General features: G+C 50.0%; 22 protein-coding genes and 2 pseudogenes. 13 read left to right on the top strand and 11 right to left on the bottom strand.

Going from position 1 to position 21,542, the window contains the following annotated elements; all coding sequences use genetic code 11:
• Positions 1-277: 277 nt before the first annotated feature.
• Genes CIP100161_RS11570 through CIP100161_RS11555 form a run of 4 tightly spaced genes read right to left on the bottom strand, consistent with a single transcriptional unit; the run spans position 278 to position 3,692 of the window.
• Complete coding sequence (locus tag CIP100161_RS11570) at positions 278-877, bottom strand: (2Fe-2S) ferredoxin domain-containing protein (RefSeq protein ID WP_155874419.1); 600 nt, start codon at positions 875-877, stop codon at positions 278-280.
• Between the two features lie 16 nt (positions 878-893).
• Positions 894-1,655, bottom strand: a complete 762-nt coding sequence (locus CIP100161_RS11565; protein ID WP_155874418.1) for an ABC transporter ATP-binding protein — start codon at positions 1,653-1,655, stop codon at positions 894-896.
• The gene (locus CIP100161_RS11560) at positions 1,652-2,698 is read right to left on the bottom strand and encodes a FecCD family ABC transporter permease (protein ID WP_155874417.1); all 1,047 of its coding nucleotides are present in this window, start codon (positions 2,696-2,698) and stop codon (positions 1,652-1,654) included. The genes CIP100161_RS11565 and CIP100161_RS11560 overlap by 4 nt, the downstream gene beginning before the upstream one ends.
• A gap of 4 nt (positions 2,699-2,702) precedes the next feature.
• Complete coding sequence (locus tag CIP100161_RS11555) at positions 2,703-3,692, bottom strand: ABC transporter substrate-binding protein (RefSeq protein WP_155874416.1); 990 nt, start codon at positions 3,690-3,692, stop codon at positions 2,703-2,705.
• A gap of 328 nt (positions 3,693-4,020) precedes the next feature.
• Here CIP100161_RS11555 and CIP100161_RS12290 point away from each other — a divergent pair.
• The 3 genes and pseudogenes from CIP100161_RS12290 to CIP100161_RS11540 form a co-directional block, all read left to right on the top strand.
• Positions 4,021-4,095: pseudogene (locus CIP100161_RS12290) on the top strand (ParA family protein); the annotation flags it as partial.
• A gap of 4 nt (positions 4,096-4,099) precedes the next feature.
• Positions 4,100-4,663: pseudogene (locus tag CIP100161_RS11545) on the top strand (VanZ family protein); the annotation flags it as partial.
• 88 nt (positions 4,664-4,751) lie between these two features.
• Entirely contained in the window at positions 4,752-5,879 is a 1,128-nt protein-coding gene (locus CIP100161_RS11540; RefSeq protein WP_155874414.1) for a glycoside hydrolase family 25 protein, read from the top strand.
• A 12-nt stretch (positions 5,880-5,891) separates the two neighbouring features.
• On the opposite strand, the gene CIP100161_RS11535 is transcribed toward CIP100161_RS11540, so the two are convergent.
• Both CIP100161_RS11535 and CIP100161_RS11530 read right to left on the bottom strand, forming a co-directional pair.
• The gene (locus CIP100161_RS11535) at positions 5,892-7,400 is read right to left on the bottom strand and encodes a bifunctional ADP-dependent NAD(P)H-hydrate dehydratase/NAD(P)H-hydrate epimerase (RefSeq protein ID WP_155874413.1); all 1,509 of its coding nucleotides are present in this window, start codon (positions 7,398-7,400) and stop codon (positions 5,892-5,894) included.
• A 21-nt stretch (positions 7,401-7,421) separates the two neighbouring features.
• Positions 7,422-8,276 (bottom strand): Fpg/Nei family DNA glycosylase, encoded by an 855-nt coding sequence (locus CIP100161_RS11530; protein ID WP_155874412.1) that lies wholly within the window; start codon positions 8,274-8,276, stop codon positions 7,422-7,424.
• Positions 8,277-8,363: 87 nt separating this feature from the next.
• Here CIP100161_RS11530 and dps point away from each other — a divergent pair, with 87 nt between their 5' ends.
• Positions 8,364-8,855, top strand: coding sequence for a DNA starvation/stationary phase protection protein Dps (dps, locus tag CIP100161_RS11525; RefSeq protein WP_155874411.1), 492 nt, complete (start codon positions 8,364-8,366; stop codon positions 8,853-8,855).
• Between the two features lie 144 nt (positions 8,856-8,999).
• Here dps and CIP100161_RS11515 read toward each other — a convergent pair whose 3' ends face one another.
• Complete coding sequence (locus CIP100161_RS11515) at positions 9,000-9,638, bottom strand: DedA family protein (RefSeq protein ID WP_155874410.1); 639 nt, start codon at positions 9,636-9,638, stop codon at positions 9,000-9,002.
• 186 nt (positions 9,639-9,824) lie between these two features.
• On the opposite strand from CIP100161_RS11515, the gene trhO reads away from it, so the two are divergent.
• The 8 genes from trhO (at position 9,825) to CIP100161_RS11475 (ending at position 18,387) form a co-directional block, all read left to right on the top strand.
• A complete protein-coding gene (trhO, locus tag CIP100161_RS11510; protein ID WP_155874409.1) occupies positions 9,825-10,754 on the top strand; it encodes an oxygen-dependent tRNA uridine(34) hydroxylase TrhO in 930 nt (309 codons plus the stop codon).
• Between the two features lie 55 nt (positions 10,755-10,809).
• Positions 10,810-11,385 (top strand): ABC transporter ATP-binding protein, encoded by a 576-nt coding sequence (locus CIP100161_RS11505; RefSeq protein ID WP_155874408.1) that lies wholly within the window; start codon positions 10,810-10,812, stop codon positions 11,383-11,385.
• Positions 11,386-12,014: 629 nt separating this feature from the next.
• The gene (locus CIP100161_RS11500) at positions 12,015-12,317 is read left to right on the top strand and encodes a hypothetical protein (protein WP_155874407.1); all 303 of its coding nucleotides are present in this window, start codon (positions 12,015-12,017) and stop codon (positions 12,315-12,317) included.
• 2,745 nt (positions 12,318-15,062) lie between these two features.
• Positions 15,063-15,215, top strand: coding sequence for a hypothetical protein (locus CIP100161_RS11495; RefSeq protein WP_155874406.1), 153 nt, complete (start codon positions 15,063-15,065; stop codon positions 15,213-15,215).
• 45 nt (positions 15,216-15,260) lie between these two features.
• Positions 15,261-15,815, top strand: coding sequence for a hypothetical protein (locus tag CIP100161_RS11490; RefSeq protein ID WP_155874405.1), 555 nt, complete (start codon positions 15,261-15,263; stop codon positions 15,813-15,815).
• Between the two features lie 979 nt (positions 15,816-16,794).
• Positions 16,795-17,067 carry a T3SS effector HopA1 family protein gene (locus tag CIP100161_RS11485; protein ID WP_155874404.1) on the top strand — a complete coding sequence of 91 codons (273 nt, stop codon included), beginning with the start codon at positions 16,795-16,797 and terminating at the stop codon, positions 17,065-17,067.
• A gap of 5 nt (positions 17,068-17,072) precedes the next feature.
• Positions 17,073-17,639, top strand: a complete 567-nt coding sequence (locus CIP100161_RS11480) for a flavoprotein (RefSeq protein WP_155874403.1) — start codon at positions 17,073-17,075, stop codon at positions 17,637-17,639.
• Positions 17,623-18,387: a hypothetical protein gene (locus tag CIP100161_RS11475; protein ID WP_155874402.1), complete on the top strand. Its 765-nt coding sequence runs from the start codon at positions 17,623-17,625 to the stop codon at positions 18,385-18,387. The genes CIP100161_RS11480 and CIP100161_RS11475 overlap by 17 nt, the downstream gene beginning before the upstream one ends.
• Positions 18,388-18,456: 69 nt before the next feature.
• Here the strand turns inward: CIP100161_RS11475 and CIP100161_RS11470 are convergent, their stop codons facing one another.
• Genes CIP100161_RS11470 through CIP100161_RS11455 form a run of 4 tightly spaced genes read right to left on the bottom strand, consistent with a single transcriptional unit; the run spans position 18,457 to position 21,052 of the window.
• Positions 18,457-18,930 (bottom strand): hypothetical protein, encoded by a 474-nt coding sequence (locus CIP100161_RS11470; protein ID WP_155874401.1) that lies wholly within the window; start codon positions 18,928-18,930, stop codon positions 18,457-18,459.
• An 11-nt stretch (positions 18,931-18,941) separates the two neighbouring features.
• Positions 18,942-19,613: an SDR family oxidoreductase gene (locus CIP100161_RS11465; protein WP_155874400.1), complete on the bottom strand. Its 672-nt coding sequence runs from the start codon at positions 19,611-19,613 to the stop codon at positions 18,942-18,944.
• An 11-nt stretch (positions 19,614-19,624) separates the two neighbouring features.
• Positions 19,625-20,590: a universal stress protein gene (locus tag CIP100161_RS11460; RefSeq protein WP_155874399.1), complete on the bottom strand. Its 966-nt coding sequence runs from the start codon at positions 20,588-20,590 to the stop codon at positions 19,625-19,627.
• A 9-nt stretch (positions 20,591-20,599) separates the two neighbouring features.
• Positions 20,600-21,052, bottom strand: coding sequence for a MarR family winged helix-turn-helix transcriptional regulator (locus tag CIP100161_RS11455; RefSeq protein ID WP_155874398.1), 453 nt, complete (start codon positions 21,050-21,052; stop codon positions 20,600-20,602).
• A 114-nt stretch (positions 21,053-21,166) separates the two neighbouring features.
• On the opposite strand from CIP100161_RS11455, the gene CIP100161_RS11450 reads away from it, so the two are divergent.
• Positions 21,167-21,529, top strand: coding sequence for a DUF5318 family protein (locus CIP100161_RS11450; RefSeq protein WP_155874397.1), 363 nt, complete (start codon positions 21,167-21,169; stop codon positions 21,527-21,529).
• Positions 21,530-21,542: the final 13 nt, after the last annotated feature.

Raw genomic sequence — 21,542 nt, 5'->3', positions numbered from 1 at the left:
TTTTCATTCCTACAGCTGGAAAGCTGATCGCGCAGGTGGATGAAATCGCGAATCTACGTGATAGTTGAAGCTTGCGGGTAGTCAAGGAGCTCTGGAATCTCGGACTCTCGTAAAACTAAGTGGTGCTCGACCCAATAGCTAACGAAGTTACCTGTGTAGCCCCCTCACTCAACCCCGCTTCCCGACCAAGTGAGTAGTTCGTGCCAAATTAAACCATTTCTTATATCTCCGACCTGCGGAAACGCTGAACGCGTCAAAAAGTTTTGGCACGAACTACTCACTCGCCGTGTTCTGGGCCCCGTATCAGCCGCATCACATCGTCGATAGTGTCGGAGGTTACGGGGCCTACCCATTTCATGTCTGGTTGCACGCACATGACTGGGGCTCGGTTGCAGGGGTAGAGGCATGCGGAGCGTGTGACCAGCACGTGGGTGTCGAGGAAGTCAGCAGCATCAAGTGCGTCATGCAGTTCGCGCAGGGCTTCGTCGGCACCCTTGGCTAGGCAGCGCACCCCCTGGCAGACGATGACGTGCTTGGCTACCGGTGGAGGATCTTGCCATGCGGGGTTGGTCAGGGTTTCGGGGTTTGTGCAGGTGATGCGCTGACACTTAGAAACATCCGAACCCACTCCCGTGATGTAGAGTTCGCCACCCCAGTCGGTGGTGTGCATCCACCAACGCGCTACGCGCTTTACCCACGAGATACCCACGCTGTGGTCGTGGGTGCAAGGGATTAAGATGATGCGGTTGCTGTGTGCGCAGGCTGACAACACGGTAGTGAGGCCATGGTTGGGGTCGCCACCTTGGAGATAGGCCACATGTGCGTCGAGGCTGTGGGCGTGGGGTTCCCAGTCGATGGTGGCGTCCGCCCACGACATGCTGACAAGGATACGACTAGTGGTCAAAGTGCCAGGTCACCCGCCTGCGGTCGGTGTTGCTCACGGACGCTTTCACATTGAAGACGTCACGAATGAGCTCTTCGGTCAACGTGGAGTCAATGTCCCCGTGGACGACCACGCGTCCATCTGCCACCACCACAACGTAGTCGCAGAAGGCAGCCACCAGATCAAGATCGTGCATGACGGCTGTAGTGCAGATGTCAAGGGATTGCACGAGCTCAAGGAACGCAATCTGGTGTGCGATGTCGAGGTGGTTGATGGGTTCGTCGAGAAGCAAAAGGGAAGGCTGCTGTGCCAGTGCGCGGGCGAGCTGAACGCGTTGACGCTCACCACCGGAAAGCGTGAGCCAGCGGCGGTCGGCAAGCGTGTCCACGCTCACCCGCTGCATCACCGACTCCACAATCATGCGATCATCAGCCGCCTGGCCAAACGACCACGAACTACGAAACGGAATCCGGCCCAGCTCCACCACATCGCGCACCGACAAATCAAGCTGCGTTGCCGGCTGCTGCTCCATAAGCGCAATCTGCTGCGCCCGCTCCCGCGCCGGGATCGAACCCAACGCACGGCCCTGGAACATCACCTCGCCTGCCGACGGCCGCACAATGCCCGCCGCCATACGCAGCAATGACGTCTTACCAGCACCATTCGGGCCAATGATCGCCGTGAGCCCATGGCTCGGCAACTCTAATGACGTGGGATGAACAATGCGCTCGCCACCATCAGTGACCCACTCAGCGTTACTAAAAGAAATCATGACTGCGCCGCCTGACGTCGAAGCAAATAAATCAGCAACGGGGCACCCACCACAGCAGTGACCACGCCAATAGGAATCTCTGTATTTTCCCGCAACGTGCGTGCCAACGTATCAGCACCCACCATCAAAAACGCGCCAGTAAGCGCACTAAGCGGCAACAATGTAGCATGACGCGGCCCTACGATCAGGCGCACCACATGCGGAACCGTCAAACCTACAAAACCAATCGGGCCGGCAATAGCCACCGTGCATGCGGTAATCAACGAGGTAGCAATAAGCAGCAGCCACCGCGCGCGATTGACATTAATGCCCAAGGTAGCGGCAGCGTCTTCACCAAAGGAGAACGCATCGAGGATTCTCGACGCCCCCAGCATCACCACCAACGCAACCACAGTCACCGCAGCCAACAACGCTACCTGCGGCCAGCGGATACCCGCCAACGACCCCAACGTCCACGACAACACCGTATTAGCAGTGCCACGCTCACCAAACATCAAAATCGCCAACGACGTATAAGCACCACACAACTGCGCAACCGCCACACCAGCCAAAATCGTGCGACCTGGTGGCAAATAGCCCGACTTGCCTCGAGCCAACACTAGTACGATCACAGTCGCAGCAATCGCACCCACAAACGTTGCCGTGGGAATCGCTGCATACAACGCCACCGCGGGAAGCGACACCCCAAACACAATGACCGTCACCGCACCCACCGAAGCACCCGAAGAAATACCCAGCAAATACGGATCCGCCAACTCATTGCTCGTCAACGCCTGAAGCACCACACCGCAGATAGCTAAGCAGCAACCCACAGCAAGCGCACCCAGCACACGAGGCAACCGCAGCTGCCACACCACCTGATCCTCAAAAACAGTGACGTAGGAGCCGTCGATAAGCCCAAGCCTGCGGCCAATCACCGACAACGACTGCTCCACCGGAATCGACGCCGCCCCCACATGCAACGCCACCAGCGCCAACACCACCGTCAGCACACACAAAGCCACACCGAGCACAACCGCACGGCTCTTACGCTGCACCAACATAAAACTAGTTCAACTTAGCCAACTGATCAGCCAAATTCTCGGCACCATTAATCAACGACAAACCAGGCGTCGACTCCGAGAACTTCACCTTCAAAAACGCATCATTCTTCACCGCGCGCAATTGGCTCAACACCGGATCATTCTTCATATAATCAATCTTCTTCGCAGCGGTATCCCACGTAGGATCAGCCACCACAATGAAATCCGGATCAGCCTCAATCACAGACTCCCACGACAAATGAGCCCAGTTACCCTTCTCGGACTCAAAAATATTCTTGCCGCCCAGCACATTAATAATCATCTGTGGGCCGCCCTCACCAGCACCAATGTAAGGATCCTTATCGCCGGAGTCGTACCACACAAACTTCTTACCCTTCGCGGGAGCCTTCTTCTCAAGAGCCGCAAAACGATCCTTTTGCTCCTGAACAACCTTCTCGCCATGATCGGTGATGTTAAAGATCTTGGCAATAGTCATCGCCTCTTCCCACACCGGATCCATGCTTGCGCCACTAGGCCGATCCTTCTTCTCTGGGCAGCCATAAGGAATAATGCGCGTATTCACGCCACTTGCCTTCAACTGCTCACGGCTACCCAGATTCTTCTCCGTAAACGCAGAAGCATAAGCAGAGTAAGCAAAATCAGGATCTACCTCGAAAAACTTCTCCTTGGAGGGGTAGCTCTGATCGGAAAGTACAGGAATCTTGTCAAAAGCTTTTTGCAGCGAAGGGGTGACATGGTCATCTAGGTAGGCGGTGCCCACCATCTTGTCTTCCAGGCCGAGGCCCAGCATCATCTCTGTTGCGCCTTGGTTGGTGGTCACAGCGTGCTGCGGCACAGCGGTGAAGGTGGTTTCCACGCCACAGTTGGTCACGGTGACTGGCTGGTAGTCGCCGGCAGCCTCTGTCGATTTGTTCGACTCTGGTGCGCCGACGCAGCCCGATAGTAGTCCTACAGTTGCAAGCGCTGCCAAGCTGGCAAACCCACACTTTTTCATTATTAATCCCAATCATGAGAAACGAACGATGGAAAGCTGGACTTGCGCGACAGCATCCCTGCTAGGCGACATGCCAGCAAATAATTAAGTTAGCATGATTGAACAATGTCTGGGTGAGTAGTTCGTGCCAAATCTTTTTGCGGCCCGCAGCATTTCCGCAGGTCGGAGATATAAGAAAATCTTTAATTTGGCACGAACTACTCACAGACCCGCACAGAACATTCCCTCGCGTACCCCGGGTGTAGGCGTTGTGCTGCCACGGTCGCTGTTTTGTAGCCAAGGTTGTTAGCTTTTTAAGCGACAAACAGTGATCTATAAGGGATATGAAGTGCGCACGATCAGTTTCTTCAACAACAAGGGCGGCGTAGGCAAAATCACACTATCTACTAACGTGGCCCACTACTGCACTCGGGCGGCGCTTGCGATCGTACATTCCTAGCCATAGGGTGGCGGGAATGTTGGAGAAGATGGCATCGAAGCAGATAGTTATGGTCGCCCTCACTCTTGTGATAATGGTGGTGGTGTCGATGACGCTGCTCAAGAGTGAATTCTCGGTGGCAGGACTGTGGGAGCCATCGCAACACCAGGTGCGCAGGGTAGAGCTGCAGCCATTTCGGGGATGGAGTTACCAAGAATGGTGGCGGCCATGGGTGGATTCCCTCGGTAATGTGGCGCTGTTTGTTCCGTGGGGATACCTGTTGGCGCTGTTGGGGTGGCGATTGCGGTGGCCTGTAGCCGTGGCGACGCTGGCGTCGATAAGCCTGAGTGTCAGTATTGAGACATTGCAATTTATTTTTGCGCGGGGGTACTCCGACATTGACGACGTAGTGTTCAACTCACTCGGCGGCCTGCTGGGGGCGATGGTGGCGGCGCGTTCGTCGTGGGCGGGCAGTGGCCGTGCTGTGCTGGTGTTTTCTGTGCTCTCGGCCATCGTGTTGTCGGTGTTCGGAATGAGCGCGTTGCCGGCGTGAGGGGGCAAGCCCGTGTCTGACGCCACAGTGGCATAAGTTGTTGAAGTTGGGCGTGTTGCTTCTGTGACTTGTGTGAAAGTTGTGTATTGTGCGGGGCGTGAAGAAAAAGAGCCATTTGCTATCCGGAATTACCGGCGGAACTGTTGCAGTGCTGACGTCCGCGATGCTGGCCATCGCACCCGCGCACGCCCTTCCGCTGCCCATCCCCATCGGAGCGTCCTCGGGTGTCGACGTCTCCGGCCACCAACACCCAGGCGGAATTGCCATCGACTGGAAGAGCGTTCAACTCGACGGTCAAAGCTTCGCATTCGTCAAAGCCTCCGAAGGTGAAGGCTGGAGCAACGACTACCTCGCCCAAGACGCCAAACAGGCAGCCAACAGTGGCCTCAAAGTAGGCACCTACCACTACGCGCGCCCCTCCAAGGATGCCCGCACCCAGGCCCGCCACTACGCAGCAAAGGTCGCCCAAATCAACGACCACTCCCTGCCACCCGTACTCGATATCGAGGTCGCAGAAGGCAAAACCCCAGAACAGCTCGCAGCTTGGACCCGCACATTCCTCAATGAATTTGAGTCCCAATCCGGCCGCAAGCCAATGATCTACACCTACCGCTACTTCTGGACCCACGACATGGCTAACACCAAGCAGTTCGCGGAATACCCACTCTGGCTGGCGGCCTACCAAACCCAAGCCCCAGAACCAGTTGGCGGCTGGAACACCATCGACTTCTGGCAGCGCTCCGGAAGCGGACGTATCGGCGGCATCGTCGGCGACGTAGACCTCAACCTCTTCAATGGCGACAATGCACAACTCGACGCCTTCGCGGCGGGCAACTATGCCTCCGCTGGCGGCAAGTTTGCCTCCATCTCACTCCCCGGTATCGCAGACCTCGGTGGCGACTCTCAGGCTCTTGTCGGCGCAGTTGTAGCACTCGGTGCCGGCGCAGCCGCAGCGCCACAGGTAGCACAAGCAGCTGAAAACGCAGGCTTGAGCACCGAAGGTGCAGAAGAACTGGTCAAGGTCGTCCAAGACCTCATCAACTCTGGCGACCTCCCCGTCGACCAGCTCAAAGACTTTGCAGCTGGAAACTACTCCGTAGGTGACCTTGTGATCCTCCTCGACAACGCCCAACACCTCGCTGGTACCTCCAGCGAGCCACAGGCCCAAAACATCGACATCGACCAGCTCGTCGCCTTGGCGAAGAACTTTATCTAAATAAGGTTCCTGTTATCGCAGCTTCCCATCCTGCGATAACAACGCCGTGGCCCGAGGGATCGCGTTGGCAATGCGCAATGCGGACGTAGGGGCGAGTCCGTATTCCGTATGTGCCGACAACCACGCGGCCGTAGCATGCAAAGCAACACACAGCGCGATGCTGTCTAAACCATTGCACGCAATCCATGCACCCAGCAGGCCGGTGAGAACATCACCGCTGCCAGGGGTTGCAGCCCACGAATTACGGGCATCCACGCACGTTACGGTGTCGCCCACACATATCGTGGTGATACGCCCCTTGAGTAAGATGGCGCAGCCGGTTTCGCGGGCAAGTCGACGCACCGCAGCCACCCGATCAGCAGCGGGAATAGCGTCGCCATAACAGCTAGCTAGCCGCCAAAACTCGCCCTCGTGCGGGGTGAGAAGTGTGCTGCGACCACTCTTGTTGCGCGCATGCATAAGCTCGCGCAGTGCTGGTTCTTGGGCAAGCTGAGTAATACCATCGGCATCGATAACAAGCGGTTCTTCCCGCTCCAAAAGATCGCCCAACGCATCGGTGTCACCGGCACCTGGACCATACGCCCACGCTTGAACGCGGCCGGCGTCGATAAGCGTATCCGTGGCCACCACCTCCGGGCATGCGCGAACAACCTCGCGTGCGCACGGCCCCACGTAACGCACCATTGACGACGTAGCCCGCACCGCCGCAGTTGCGGTCAGCACCGCCGCGCCGGGATAGTGCGCGGAGCCGGCAACAACACCAACAACACCACCGGAGTACTTATTGTGAGAAGCGCCAGGCTCCAACGACTCGTGGATGTGCAGGCGCTCGGGGCGGCGGAAATGCTCGGGCCACGGGTAGCGCTCCCGTTCAATCGCGTGGTAAAGCTGCAGCTCAGGGGTGTGGGAAGCAATTGCTGTGGCAAGTGAACCACCCGCGTCAGGGACGTTAATATCAGCGACGAGCACCTCGCCACACTCGGTAGCCACCGCATGAGCGATACGGGCCGCACCAAAGGTGATGGTGGCATCGGCAACCACATGCTGCTCGCCTGCGGTGCCGGTGTCGGCAGCGATCCCAGAGGGGACGTCGACAGCCAAAACCAGCGGATCGCCCGCGGTGGCCGCTTGCCAGGTCTGCCAGGCGGCGTCGCGAAGCCCCGGCGTGCCCCCAAGGCCAAGAATCGCATCAATCACTAGGTCAGCGCGCGGCGCACGCTTATCGACGCACCCACCCGCCTGCACAAAAGCCGCCAACGCGGGCTCATGCGCAGACTCCCCAGTCAACACAGCATGAACCCGATAACCCAACTGTGCAAGAATCGCACCAGCATAGAGGCCATCCCCACCATTACCGCCCGTACCAGCAACAACCGTGATTGCAGCCGACGCAGACGGCACTATACACACAGCAGCCTCCGCCACCGCTTGAGCGGCCTGCTTCATCAACGCATCCGGCTGCGCTGCCGCAATCATAGGGTTTTCCGACAGGCGAATCGCCTCAGTGCTGTACGCGAACATGACCACCAGCGTAGCCAGTTGCTAATCAGGTTGGCAGGTGGGACACCAAAAAAGGTTACGACCCTCCATCGTGCGCTCAAGGATCGGCGTGCCGCACACATAACATGGCTGACCATAGCGACGATACACATACACCTCGCCGCCGTGGTCGTCCTTGCGTGGTGGTCGCCCCATCGCCTCTGGTGTGTGCTCTGGTCGAACGGTATCAATCCGACCCCTGTTCACCCCCTCGCGCATGAGAAAACGCAGGTCCTGCCAGATGAGGTCAAGCTCTGCTACATTTTTTCCGGGGATAAAGGGGCTAATACCTAGGCGGAAAAGCGTTTCGGCACGGTAGATATTGCCCACTCCGGCAAAGAGTTTCTGATCCATCAGTAGGGAGCCGATACTGCGACGCGAGCGGCTCACTTTTGTTTTGATCGCCAGGAAGTCGGCGTCGTCGCGTAGCGGATCAGCGCCGAGCTTTGCGGTGGCGGTGGACATTTCTGCCTCCGTAATCAACCTGCACCACTGTGGGCCGCGTAGGTTTGCTGCTACCGCGCTGGTGGTGGGCTGTTCTGGGTCTTCGATCCGGAACCGAATCTGCCCCCACACGTTGGTTGGGTCTTCTAGACGCATGCTTCCGATAAGCCCGAGGTGGATGTGGACGATGTGGGCTGGGTTGTCGCTATCAAAACAGAGGAAAAGGTGTTTGCCCCAGGCTTCTGCGTGGTCGAGTGAATGACCGTTGAGTTGGGCGGCTTCTGTGGTAAAGCGGCCTTGTGGGGAGGTGACCAGTAGTGGGCGGTGGGGTTGTGTGTCCTGTGTTGCCTGTGTGCTGGCGAAATGCTGGTTGAGTTGGTCTGCGAGGCGATGGATGACGTGACCTTCGGGCATGGTTGTTAAGGATAGGCCACCCCAAGAATAAATAGGTAATTGTAAACAATAGTTGCACAATTAAAGGATTGGCGTATCATGGGGGCCATGAAGAACTTTACAGTCCCAGGAATCAAAGAAGCAGACGCCAAGCAGCTCATCGACCATCTGCAAGAGCGTCTTACCGATTACAACGATCTCCACCTGATCTTGAAGCACGCGCACTGGAACGTGCACGGCCGCAACTTTATCGCCGTCCACGAAATGATCGACCCCCAAGTTGATCTCGTCCGCGGATACGCCGATGAAATAGCAGAACGCATCGCCACACTCGGTGGAACCCCCATCGGCACCCCAGCCGGCCATGTAGAAAACCGCACCCCACTGGAGTACAACGTCAATTCCGGCTCCACTGAGGACCACCTCAAGGAACTCAATAAGGTGTACACCAAGGTGCTAGAAGGCGTGCGTGAGGCCATGGCCAACGCCGGCGACCTCGACTCCGTCACGGAGGACATTTACATCGGCCAAGCAGCCGAACTGGAGAAATTCCAGTGGTTTATCCGCGAACACATTGTCGACGAAAACGGCAACCTCTAATAAGGCTAGTGAGACGCTAAGTGAGTAGTTCGTGCCAAATTAAATCTTTTCTAATATCTCCGACCTGCGGAAACGTAGCGAAGGTGAAAAAGTTTTGGCACGAACTACTCACAGTGATGTGTCAACAGAATATATTCGTAGGTATTAAAGCTCTCCCTGTTCCACAGTGCGCACCGGCTTTTGCTTCTTTACAAACTGCAGAGCCACCGGCAGAACCGATACCACGATCACGCCGATAAGAATTGCCTCGATGTTGTCGCGCACGAATGGGATACCACCAAGCAGATAGCCCAGAACTGGCACACCCATGCCCCAGGCCAAAGCGCCCACCAAGTTATAAATGGAGAACTTGCGGTAGTTCATGCTGTTCATGCCAGCGAGCACTGGGACGAGGGTGCGCACGATTGGGATAAAGCGACCCAAGAACACTGCCGATGCGCCGTGTTTAACAAAGAATTCCTCGGCGGCGCGAACCCGCTCAATACCGATCTTGCGGCCCGCCCAGCTATTAATAATGGCAGGGCCTACTTTTTTGCCCAAGAAGTAGCCCACTTCGTTGCCCACAAAGGCGCAAATGCCCACGGTGAGGCACACCAGCCACAATGGGGCGATGGGGTTTTCGGCGGCGGCAAGCATGCCCGCCATAAATAGTAGGGAGTCTCCCGGCAGGAAGAATCCAATCAGGATGCCGGTCTCAGCGAAGACGATCAGGCCAAGGCCGACGAGCCCAACACTGGTGAGCAAGCCTTGGGTGTCGTGCAGCATGTGCAGGAAATCGGTCACGAGGAACCTCTCAAAAAGGCGACCCTCCGCACATGGTGTGGAGTGCGGGGTGGTCGCTAAAAGTATCAGACTTACCAAACTTTAAACCCTTTTGTTCGCTAAAGCCACGTAAAAAGCTGTTAAACCCCTGTGATTGCAGGTCACGTGGGTTTCAACTAGCAGATGTAGCGGGGTAGCATACTAGTCGTGGCTCAGAGCAAAATCCTTCTATATTACAAGTTCACCCCCATTGCCGATCCGAAAGCGATGATGCTGTGGCAGCGCGATATGTGCGAACTGCTAGGCCTCAAAGGTCGTATCCTCATTTCGGAGCACGGTATTAATGGAACCGTCGGCGGCGACATGGATGCCTGCAAGCGGTATGTGCGCAAGATGCGCGAGTACCCAGGTTTCCGCGGCACCGAATTCAAGTGGTCCGATGGTGGCGCGGAGGACTTCCCGAAGCTGAGCGTGAAGGTGCGCGACGAAATCGTGGCTTTTGGCGCGCCGGGCGAGTTGAAGGTGGATGAGAAGGGCGTGATCGGCGGTGGCGTTCACTTGAAGCCTGAGGAAGTGAACAAGCTCGTCGAAGAGCGTGGCGACGACGTTGTCTTCTTTGATGGTCGCAACGCTATGGAAGCTCAGATTGGTAAGTTCAAAAACGCTGTGGTGCCTGACGTGCGCACTACACATGACTTCATCCGTGAGCTTGAGTCTGGCAAATATGACTGGATGAAAGACAAGCCAGTTGTTTCCTACTGCACTGGCGGTATCCGCTGCGAGATCCTTTCCTCCCTAATGAAGAACCGCGGCTTCAAAGAGATTTACCAAATCGATGGTGGCATTGTTCGCTACGGCGAAAAGTACGGAAACGACGGCTTGTGGGAGGGCTCGCTGTACGTATTCGATCGTCGCATGCACATGGAATTTGGTAATGGCGTGCAAGACCCAGGCTTTATTCAACTGGGACACTGCGTACAGTGCGGAGCCCCAACCAACAAGTTCGAGCACTGCATCAATGAGGATGAGTGCCGCGAGCTCGTTCTCATGTGCCCAGATTGCTACGAAAACCCAGCAACTCGTAACTGTGGTCGGGAGCACTGCAAAGAAGTAGCCGCCGAGGCAGCTGCGAAATGACAAAAATATTGAAGAATATTGAAATTTTATTAAACAACGAAGCGGTAGGGATTAAATGCTAAAAATTGATGCAACTATTGGATATAATAATTCGTTAACCACAATAAAAAAAAGTTTTTCTAAAGGCGAAATTGTTGGGATACAGGGAAGAAACGGCTCGGGAAAGTCAACTACTCTTTCTACCATTGCTGGAGAAATTAGTCCATTATCCGGCGTGATTACCTTCGATGGTGTCAGTGTGCATAATATCGAAAGCGCAAAAAAAATCGTGCGAGTTTCAGAAGCAGACTTTTATCCGGATCTTTCTGTCGGAGAGCACTTGAAACTTCTTCAGCGATATGGATCATTTGATTATGATTTTGCGGTTGAAAGCTGGGATCTTGAGGGATTACTGCAAGAATCACCAAGCAGAATGTCTAGCGGACAACAACAAAGATTCCATTTGGCTATGAATTTTGGCAGGTCTCACCAACTTTTGCTTTTGGATGAACCGGAACGGCATTTAGATAAAGAGTGGATTAAAGTTCTAATTACGCAGATTAGGAGGAAAGCTTCAAAAGGTGCAATCGTTATTATGGCAAGTCATTCCTCGATGCTGTTGGGAAGTTGTGAAACTATTTTGGATTTATAGCCATAAAAGCAGAGGAGATATTTTTCTATAATTTTATAATACTGCGGCATATCAATGTAGACTTGGAGAAGTATGGAAAATTTTATTTCTATCTTTTTGATGGCAATATTAGCGGAACAGTTTTTTCCAATCAAATCTATTTCTTATCGAGAATGGAATTTTCGAATCCGATCATCTGGTACGTTCAGATTCTCTAAAAAAGAACTGTTGACTCAGTTAGGATTTTTTTCTCGTTGTAGGTTTATTGTTAGGAGCCATAAACAATAATTTAATTTTTTAACTTTATTTTCAATAATATCACGAATTTCTATGGGATTTATTGAAAATAAAGTTAAAATCTAAACTTTATATAACGGAAGAAAAGATTACTATCTGAGGCTTCCTTTCAGATTCTCGATTCGGATATGGTTGCCAAGGGGTAACTTCTGCCCATTTAATATGGTTCCGATTTAGGCCCACAAGTAGTCTTAGCTTGCTTTTCTTAAGGAGAATTGCTAGGCAGCCTTATATTCTAATTTTTACTGCAGAAATTTATTTTTTAACTCTATCATTGAAGTTTTCCTCTCCTCAATATTCGGTCATTTTATTTTTTTCTACTGTGGTCGATAGCCTCAGGAATTATCGGCAGAATGGCTAGCTTTGGTTTCGTAAAAGTAAACTATTGTTTCAAATACTTTGTTTTAACGGTATGGAGTTTTTTGGGAATGGTTATTTTTCCATTCATGGATTCCGTGCCTCTTTTTCTCTCTGCTATTTTAATCACTGTTTCCACGGTTTGGTCTGGAACTCGCAGAAGTCGACCTAGGAAGGTTGAACGCGTTACTTTTGTTGATACAGGCTTTATTGGTGTGGTATCCCCTGAATTGCTTTATTTCTATTTATCAGGAATGGGAATTCCTATAAGCTCTGCAATTTTTACATTTTCACTTTAATGCCTTAATGTAGTTGTTGAATTTTTATTAATTTAATAATGCATAAATTTTTAGCACTTGAGAGTTTTTAACAGATTACACTTGTGATAATTATTAATGATGGATACTAGTCATAAAAAATCGATCAGATAAAGCGTCTATTGTCGAAATTAACTTCTTCGCCAATTTGGCGGTATTGGTTAAAGTTTCTGTGTCAAAATCAAAAGAATAAGTATGTATTTTCTCATTATTTATTGCAAGCTCTCCGCGGTAGCGCTGGCTATCAAGTCTAGGACAACGATCGAATATGAATGCATTTTCAACCGTTTGGCTGGAGACCAAATCTGAGCTTCTGGCACTATGGCGCTACTGGGCACAGGACATTACCTAGGGTAATTTCTCAGATACGTTCGAGGGATTCATATCCCATAATTACAGTATTAGTAAGTTTGATACTGGCCGGTATGTATGTTGGGAACTGTGCTATTGATGAATCGTCGCCAGTAAGTAGCTAGTGAAGACCGCTTCACGCCGGCTACTGTAGCATACATGCTTGGTGTTATTGTTTTTGTGCTGTTGAGAGATGACCTTAGAATCTAGGATATAAAATTCTAGTTTGCCTAAAGACTTGGCGAATATTAAGTTCATAGGCTATAGGCGCCTAAAGGAGTAGACCGGAATTTTACGGGGAGAATCCCGTTTTTATAGATAGCATTACTACGAATTAGAATTAAATATGTTACCGATGTACTCCGGCATTTCCGTATGTTCGCTTGCCTCCACCTCGTTGGAAGGGTTATTATGAACCTTCACCCATGATAATCACCTCGGCCTTGGGTATACTATTTATCTATATGATGCGTCGTTTCCCTTCAAAGCTTGAGTATTGATAACTATTTGTGAAACTTCGTACTCCACTGCCCGATTCCTGCGGTTCGCATATTGGATGCCTAAATATCGTGGCTCACCGCAAAGTTAGGTTTCTTGTGCCTTGGCGAGGTGTTTTCTCATTAATGTCAAAACTAGTTGACAACTGAATTATTTAGACTATTGTGCATTCTTTAATTAATAAATAATTTAAATAAATATGTGGGATTGATCGCACCCTAGTAAAATTAGTTCAGGACTTATATGCATCTTGAGCCATGTGTTACATGGCGTTTTGATTATTAGAATGTAGTCGCGGGTGACGTCATCTTCGAATCTAAACATTACCTTGAGAATGGGAAAAATCTCCTATTCCGGTTTGCTACATGCAGAGATCTATAACATTCACGTTATATTTGTATGGAATGAGGGATAATCATTCTCGGTGTCTGTTTTTGAAGCATCTTGGATATTAATCAACCATTTTACTCCGAGTGAGAATTAGCTAGTATTCCACTTGGCAACTTTGACGAAGGATGATCCATAAAGAAAAGATACAGGCGGAGTTGGACATACCTAAGAGGGAAGGTCCTTGGCCGTGGCGTTTTCGAGATCGCCAAACAGCTTGCTGTGTTCTAAATTAGTTCGCGGTACCATTTTGTAAATACATGTTAAGTATGCAGGGACGATCGTATTTTTGTCGATAATGTTACTGACGTGGTCATATTTATAATTTGATCCCCTAGGAACGAAAGGATTAATTGATCATCCAATTCAGTACTCGTTGGTATCCGGTTCGTTTAAGCCTCTGTGACCAATTGCATCGAATCAACGAGTACAATTAGTGTACTCTAACTGCAAGGAATCGTTCGAGGCTTGGGTAAATCTGGTGAAGATTCTGTGCAGCCGGTTGACGGTTCGGGTGCAGTCGCGAGTGATGCTGTCATCGAGGGACGGATATCATTTTTAACACGGAAAGTATCTCGTTATTTCGGTCTACCTTCCGTGACGTGTGTGGCATAGTACGGGGATTATCGGCGATAATGAAAGCATCGCATTTGTCTATTTTTACGTTTCGGATACAAAGTCGACTGTTTTGCATATGGTGAGGCCTGCAAGATATCCGACTTTACATCCTCAATGACGGGCTACAGCAATGGTGGAGAACTCCGATTATGTTGGGGTGATCGACAACAATGAGCATTACGTCATACTCCCGAAGTTGGTGGAAAGGGCTTGCTAGTTCGGATTTGAGTTGTGTCCACGGCTTGTCGAAAACCCTGTTGTGGTCACGTACTAGGGCGCAAGCGTGGTGTTCACATTTGAATATATCGATGGAGTGTGCCGGTGACATGGTGAGCTGTTAGAAAACGAGATAAATATGTCGTTGTTCCAGTCGCTGGTGCCATGACATTTGTTGTAGGCACTCACGTTGCAAAGGGGCCTAATTTTAGAAACTGACAATCTCTCTACCGGCTGTTATAGCCGCAGCAACCTTCTCGGATGGTGGAAGCTACAGGGCAGATCAGGCATGCCGGAACCAGTGAATACCCCGTATCTGGGATGTTCGCAAAGTAACGGGCGGCGACGAATAGCATTGAGGTGTGAATGCTGAAGAGAAGCGACAGGAGACTCCCGAAGAAAGAAACGGAATCCTACGTATGGGCCGAAATATAAATTCAGGAGCAAATAACCCTACGACAATCGAGACGAATACTAGTTGTTTCTCCCATCTGGAAATATGACGCGGTTTCTGCTTCTGCGTATATGCCGTTAAAACTTGGCGAGAACGGGGGTATTTCTAGAAAAGGTATTAACAAAAGGCTGTAACGGGCATACAATCCAAGCAGAAGTTGAAACACAACTTCATTAACTAAATATCCACTTAGGAGGGTCGAAATGATTGATATCAATCGCTACACAACGTCTCGCGAGATTTTAAATGAATCAGGAGCGAGCGATCAAGGAAAAACAACACCAACTGTTTCAAGTATTGTTTGTGCTGAAACTATTTCTTACACTGTAACCGCAACTGCTTCCTTAGGGTGCTAAAAGAGAAATTGAGTGCAATCCTTATCCGAATTGGGACTGATAATAATGCAACTGACATCATGGGAAAACCTTAGTGACCATGAACTTCATGAACACTTCGGAAAGGATTGTAAAATCCAGTCAATAAATCGGGTTGGGCGTAGTGACTTTTTTTTAGTCGAAAAAGAAACCGATATCTTTGTAAAAGCGATATTTAATAACCCAAGTTATCATGACGCAGCTCGACGTGCACAAGGGGAAAAACTGGCTTCATCGCTAGTTCTTCCAGCAGTACGGCCTTTTCAAGGTCGCACGGCCTCTGAAGTTATTTCCTCATCTTTTTACAATCAAGATTTCTTCGTAATTTCAGATTATATTAAAGATGTAGAAACGCTAAGTGTGAATACCGATTTTAACGAAGAAAGCATTTTAAAATTACTGGGATCTTTTGTATATAAACTATCTAAAGTTCAGCTGCCAGTGAACTTTCAAAATCGAAAAGCGAACGATTCTGTCGTTCTGCTGGAGAACATATTAAAAAATACCACGGCGATTTCCTCAAAATCACGAGGAGTGTTTACATTCTTAAAAGTAATCGAAAAGACAAAGATACATTATTAGAAATAATTAACAAATTAAATAATCTGAATAAAATATATTTTTTCTCACGGCGATTTAAAACTGGGGCAATTTTAAAGGACAGCTCTAAAAAACATATTTATTTATGTGACTGGGAAGAATGTGGATTTGCCTCGGAACTTAATGATGTTTGCGCATTAGGTGCAGACATATTCTATACTTATATCACATCGAACGCCTATTCAAAACTTACGGAAATTAAAGACCATCGCGACGTGAATAAAGTTTATGATTTGCTCGTTCAACAAGCCACTATATTCCTTAAAACATTTTTAAAAGGATTTTGTAGCGAACGAGGAGAAAAATATTCAGATAGAGAAAAGAAATTATCCGATTACGCCTTGGAATTATGGGTCTATATAGGTTATATACCTCTAGCATAAATTCCAATCAATTAAATCATAAAGAGCTTGCCGGCGCATCAATAGGAATGCATGTAGCACTAAACGGAATTGATTGTTTTTAATAAATAATTACAAATATGAAAAATGGATATTGAAAAAAAGCTTACTCAAACATAGAACTAGTAGTTTCTCAACTAGAGACAAGGAATGGCGAATGGATAATCCCTGAATATACAGCATCTCCACAACAATTTGCTAAGATTGATTTATCGACGGAAAAATCGATTGCTCCACTGGCCGAATTTATCTACTGTAATTTTCATGCCTGTATCGTAGAAATTCCTATCACTACTAGCCGATTCGATATATTCCGATATTTTAGATCGAGTGAAGACCTCAGCGGTGAAGCCCATTGGGGAACTACTCCGATTCCTATACTATCTTTTGATAGATCTCCAGGTTTCATACACGTATTTTCTAAAAGAATGTTCTACTTCAATTAGCTTTGATAAGCGAATTTACATATCAGAGAACAGTGTTCGCAGGCGTGTTGAATCTTTCCTATTATGTAATCAATTATTTAATTCAAAAAATTTATCCTTTCAAGGTAAAATTAGTTGGAATACGTCGGTAAAAGATCTGACGATATTGTGTTTTATTTTCAAAATGAAGAACATTATACCATCGCGAAAAAATTAGTGGTGAATGCCGATACAAAGATTGGCAGTAATGATAAAAATTCAATTTTTACGGAATCTATACGTGGGGGTATCAGCTGTGCTGTTGATGATTTACGGCAAGAGCGAGACGATCTGAGTTTTGGTCAAAAAAAATCTCGTGAACTGGCAGAGAAAGTTATCCATTTTCTACAAGACTTTAGGGGAAATTAATCAGAATGAATATTTCGTGGCTTGTTACAGGGGCGTTATCTTCTGCTTCAATTCCGGGCATAATTTATCAACTTAAAGAACTCAATAATGATCTAGATATATCGCCATATATTTCATCAAGTGCTGAAAAGATAGTCTCTTTGACTTTGATGAATGCGCTTTCTGGTAAAAAGTCACATGTTGACAAGTGGCCCCTGGAACCGGAAGTGAAACCTTTGCATGTAGCTATCGAAAACAGCAGCGATATTTTTATAATAGCCCCAGCTTCTTTAGCATTTTTGACGAGATTTACGAGCTTTGATTGCTCTACTCCATTCACTTTAGCCTTACAGTGCACAAAAAAACCCATTCTAATTGCTCCTTGCATTCCCCCAGGTGCTATTGACTCCCCAGCTTACATAAATGTAATGAAAAAGTTGTCTCTGTGGAGAAACTTAGAATTGCTGGATCCTGTAGCTACTTTAAGCGTCGGTAGCAAAGGAGAAGAGTCTTTTGGATTTGGTACAGCAACCCGTTTGATATCATTTGTTATCGATAACACTTCTGAAATGAAAAATGACTCAAGTTTTTAGAAATAGGTTTAGAGAAGTTTGGATCTCCGAATCTGGAAAACAAACGGCTTTAAAAGAAAAAAGAAGGTATTTCCTAGATCCGAAAAAATTCGAAAACGAAAAAGACAGGTTATTTTCGGATGTACCTTTTTATAAAGTCGGAATCATGGATAATTATTTTTTCATTTCTGATGAAATTAAGGTAAATCTTTGGGAATTCATTATTAAAAACTTTAGAAGTGATCAAGTTTCGGAGTTAGATTTCTTTCTCAGTGAACGGATCGAACAGTTAGGAAAGTATATTGGCAATATGCCGTATTTCCGTTCGGAGATTAATAGAAGACTTCCTCGCGATATAGATGAATTGCGGATTGCATTAGATATTGAATTAGTAGCTAAGTTTTTTAGAAATAGCGGCATTTCAACTGTATCTATGAAGAATATGATCCATTTAATGGAAACTGATATAGAACAATCATCATCTTTAGTTCATGGATGTCTGCGTTTGCGAAATTTGGGGTTAACTGTAGATGATAGGCTGGTCATTATATTTGGTGACGATGTGGTTTTTGGGTCGATTTTGGTTACTACATCTTCTTTGATCGCTGATTTATATGATCTGAAAGTTATATATCAAAGGTGGGATTTCGATCCTTTTACTTTTGTATTGAATAGATTTTCGATTTCATTGAATGAGGAACATATAAAAAAATTAAAAGTTTTTGTTTTTTTTATATGTTGCAGCGCATGTAGCTCAGTACATAGTTAGTTATGAGCCTAAACATTTAGATTTATCCAAATTAATGAAGTTGTATCGTAGCCTTTGATTTTTAAGCTCTTAGTGCCCTACGATCGACATCTGGAATACGGTAACCATCCATAGCATCATCCACGGGATGAGCGTCCAAAAGGTGCCCATCCACGGCCGCCAGCGGGTGTAGGTGACGTATTTTCGCCACATGATCACACCGCAGAGTACTGCGCCGGCAAGGGGGACAATGCTGGTCAGTAGGGGCCACCAGATTTCTGCTGAGCGGCTGCAGATCCAGGTGGCGTCGCCACTTTCGCATAGGGGTCCGCCGATAGAGCGGGAGACAATGGCGAGAAGGAAAGCGACAATGCCGGTAACAACCGGAACACCGAATGCCCAAGCGATGGCTTGCTTAGTGGACTGGCGGTTGCGTTTGGCTTGGATGAGCGGATCGGGATAATCGGCTAGGTCATCGAAGGATTGCGGGAGCGGGCGCAACCTGTTCGCTGAGTCGGCATCCGAGCGGAGGTCGTTTTCTGGGTGCTCCAAATGTTTGGGCATAGTGACTGATTTTACATCCGTGGCCGGATGACAACCTCAGGGATGATGGCATCAGAACCAACGCTGAGGCTGTGGAGAACACTGTGAGCCACAGTGGTGGGAGCAATGAAGTTCTCAGGATTGTAACTGTTGCCTTCGTACTCAACGATGGATTTTTGCATGTCAGTGGCGATCCGACCTGGGAAGATCGAGGTCACAGTGATCTCTGGTTCTTCTTGGCGCAGCGCATCACACCATGCGCGAGCGGCGAACTTGCTTGCTGCATAGGCTCCCCACTGTGGGTTAGCTCGCTTGCCGGCACCTGAGTTGATGTACACCACGTGAGCGTGGTTTGCCCGAAGTTGGGGGAGAAGCTGGCGGGTTAGCTGCGCTGGGCTGTGAAGATTGACAGCCATGTGACGTTCCCATTCGTCACGCGCCACACTGGCACAGGAGCCCAGGGTGGCTACGCCGGCGCAGTGGATGAGGGCGTCGATACGCGGAAGTTGTGGGAAGCCACTCGCCTGTGCCGTGGGAAGGCCCTGAGTGAAGTCTGCTTGCCACCACGTGAGTCGATCGTGGGTGATGTCGGCGGGTTGGGTGCGATAGTGGGCATGGACGCGCCAGCCAGCCTCGAGGAGCGTGCGAACCACGCTGAGCCCAACGCCCCTGCTTCCACCAGTGACAACTGCAACGCGATCCATATGCTCCCCTTCTACTTCTTGGATTTTTTGTCCACCTTAGTAGTTGCGGGGATCATCAGCACGGGCACGCTGACGTAGGGGAGGATCTCGGTGGCCTGAGATCCGATGAAGACGCGTTCGAAAGCGCCCAACGGGGTTGAGCCGAAGCAGAGCAGGTCGCCCTTTTTCCATTTCAACGACTCAATGGCCCCTGACCAGCCGTTTCCGGAACCGATTTCCGTTTCGACGATCACATCTGGGTGCGCCTTGTGGACGGTGTCGCGGGAGCGGTCCAGAACCGCGAACGTGTTTTCGCGCCACTCGAGGGCTAAATCTTTGGGCAGCTCGAGGGTGTCGGAAATCGGGGGAACACCGAAGCCTTCCGGCGATAGTGCAAGCACCCGTAGTGGCACATCCCAAGCAGCCGCAAGGCGAGCCGTGCGAATCAAGGAGGCGCTGTCGGTTGCGTCGCCAGTGTAGGCGAAGTTCACCCGTGTCACCCCGCGCTTAGATAGCTTTGGTTTGCGCGGCGTCAGCCCCAGCGGCTGCGGGGAAGAGTGCAAGAGGGCGTCGGCCGTGGAACCAGCCAGAAAACGACCCTTGGGGGCGGCGGCCTCCGAGCCGAGCAAGACGATGTCGGCGCCGAAATCATGGGCGGCTTCGGAAAGCAGAGCCGCCTCGTTGGTGCCGTCGCAGAACACGGAAACGGTGTCTGCCCACATGGCAGGGGGGATCTCTGCGCGACTAAATTCCGCTTTGACGGCATCTTCGCAGGCAGAGGCCTCCTTTTTGAACCACTTTTTGTATTTCGAGCCCAGTTTATTGCCGCTACTCGACGGCCACGGGCGCAGAAAGGCCGTGACGCACTGCACGGTGACGTTTGTGGTACGTGCTAACCATGCAGCGCATTCGATGGCCTCAGCACCATGGGAACTGGGGTTCCACGCAACGAGTACGCGGACGGGATCATGATCGAAGCCGGTGGACTTCTTCGCCATAGTTTCCGATTAGTCCTCGAGTTTTTCGGGAGTGTACTCCGTGGCCAAAACATTAATAATGTCGATGACCTTCTCCAGATCGTCGAGCTTCTCCTCAGGCAATGTGGCGAACATCTTGGCAAGGTTGCGGGTACGCTCCTCGCTTACACGCTGCAATTCCTCACGACCAAAGTCAGTCAGTTGCACTTTCACACCACGACGATCCGACTCATCGCGAAGGCGCTCGATGATTCCGCGCTCCTCCAGCAGGTGGAGTGCATTTGAGGCGGTAGGCATGCGAATGCCCTCTGCCTGTGCGATGTGGCTGATGCGCGCAGCGCCTTCTAGGTTGAGGCGGTTCATGATCGTCAACTGTGGTTGAGTGAGATCAGATTGTGCCGCGAGACGGAAGTACAGCACATAGAGCTGTGTTAATCCGGGGCGGACTTTTTCCGCTAGTTGATACGTACGTGACGGCGTCATAGTCGCAATTCTAACGGCATCATCTAAGAAATGTATTTTTGCTGCATATTATCGGATGCGGGGGTGTTTTGTTGCCTTACCCCCTGTGCATGCTCAGAGGCGTAGAATGTTGCGATGGTGGAATTTCGGAACGAGGTGTCTCATCAGTGGACACGCAGGCACACATTGCGGCAGTTTCGTGCAGGCTTACTCAGCCGCGACACGCTTTGCGACGCCGACTTCGTGCTCGTCACCGCCTCCAAATTTCACGGAAGTCGCGTCCCAACACCTTGCCCAGTCTGCGATAGTGACCAGTTGCGCCATGTCCTGTGGGTGTATGGCGAAAACCTCGGCAGAGCTTCCGGCAGCGCTCGCACGATGGAAGAAATTGCAGCCTTTGCGCAATCCGGAAAAGAATTTACGGTGCACACGGTCGAAGTGTGCCCTGATTGTCGATGGAATCACCTACTGAATTCGGTGACAGCTATGCCACAGTAGCGCCTGTGTGCAT

The sequence above is a fragment of the Corynebacterium rouxii genome, from assembly GCF_902702935.1.
GTDB lineage: Bacteria > Actinomycetota > Actinomycetes > Mycobacteriales > Mycobacteriaceae > Corynebacterium > Corynebacterium rouxii.
This window is presented reverse-complemented; position numbering and strand designations above follow the sequence as displayed.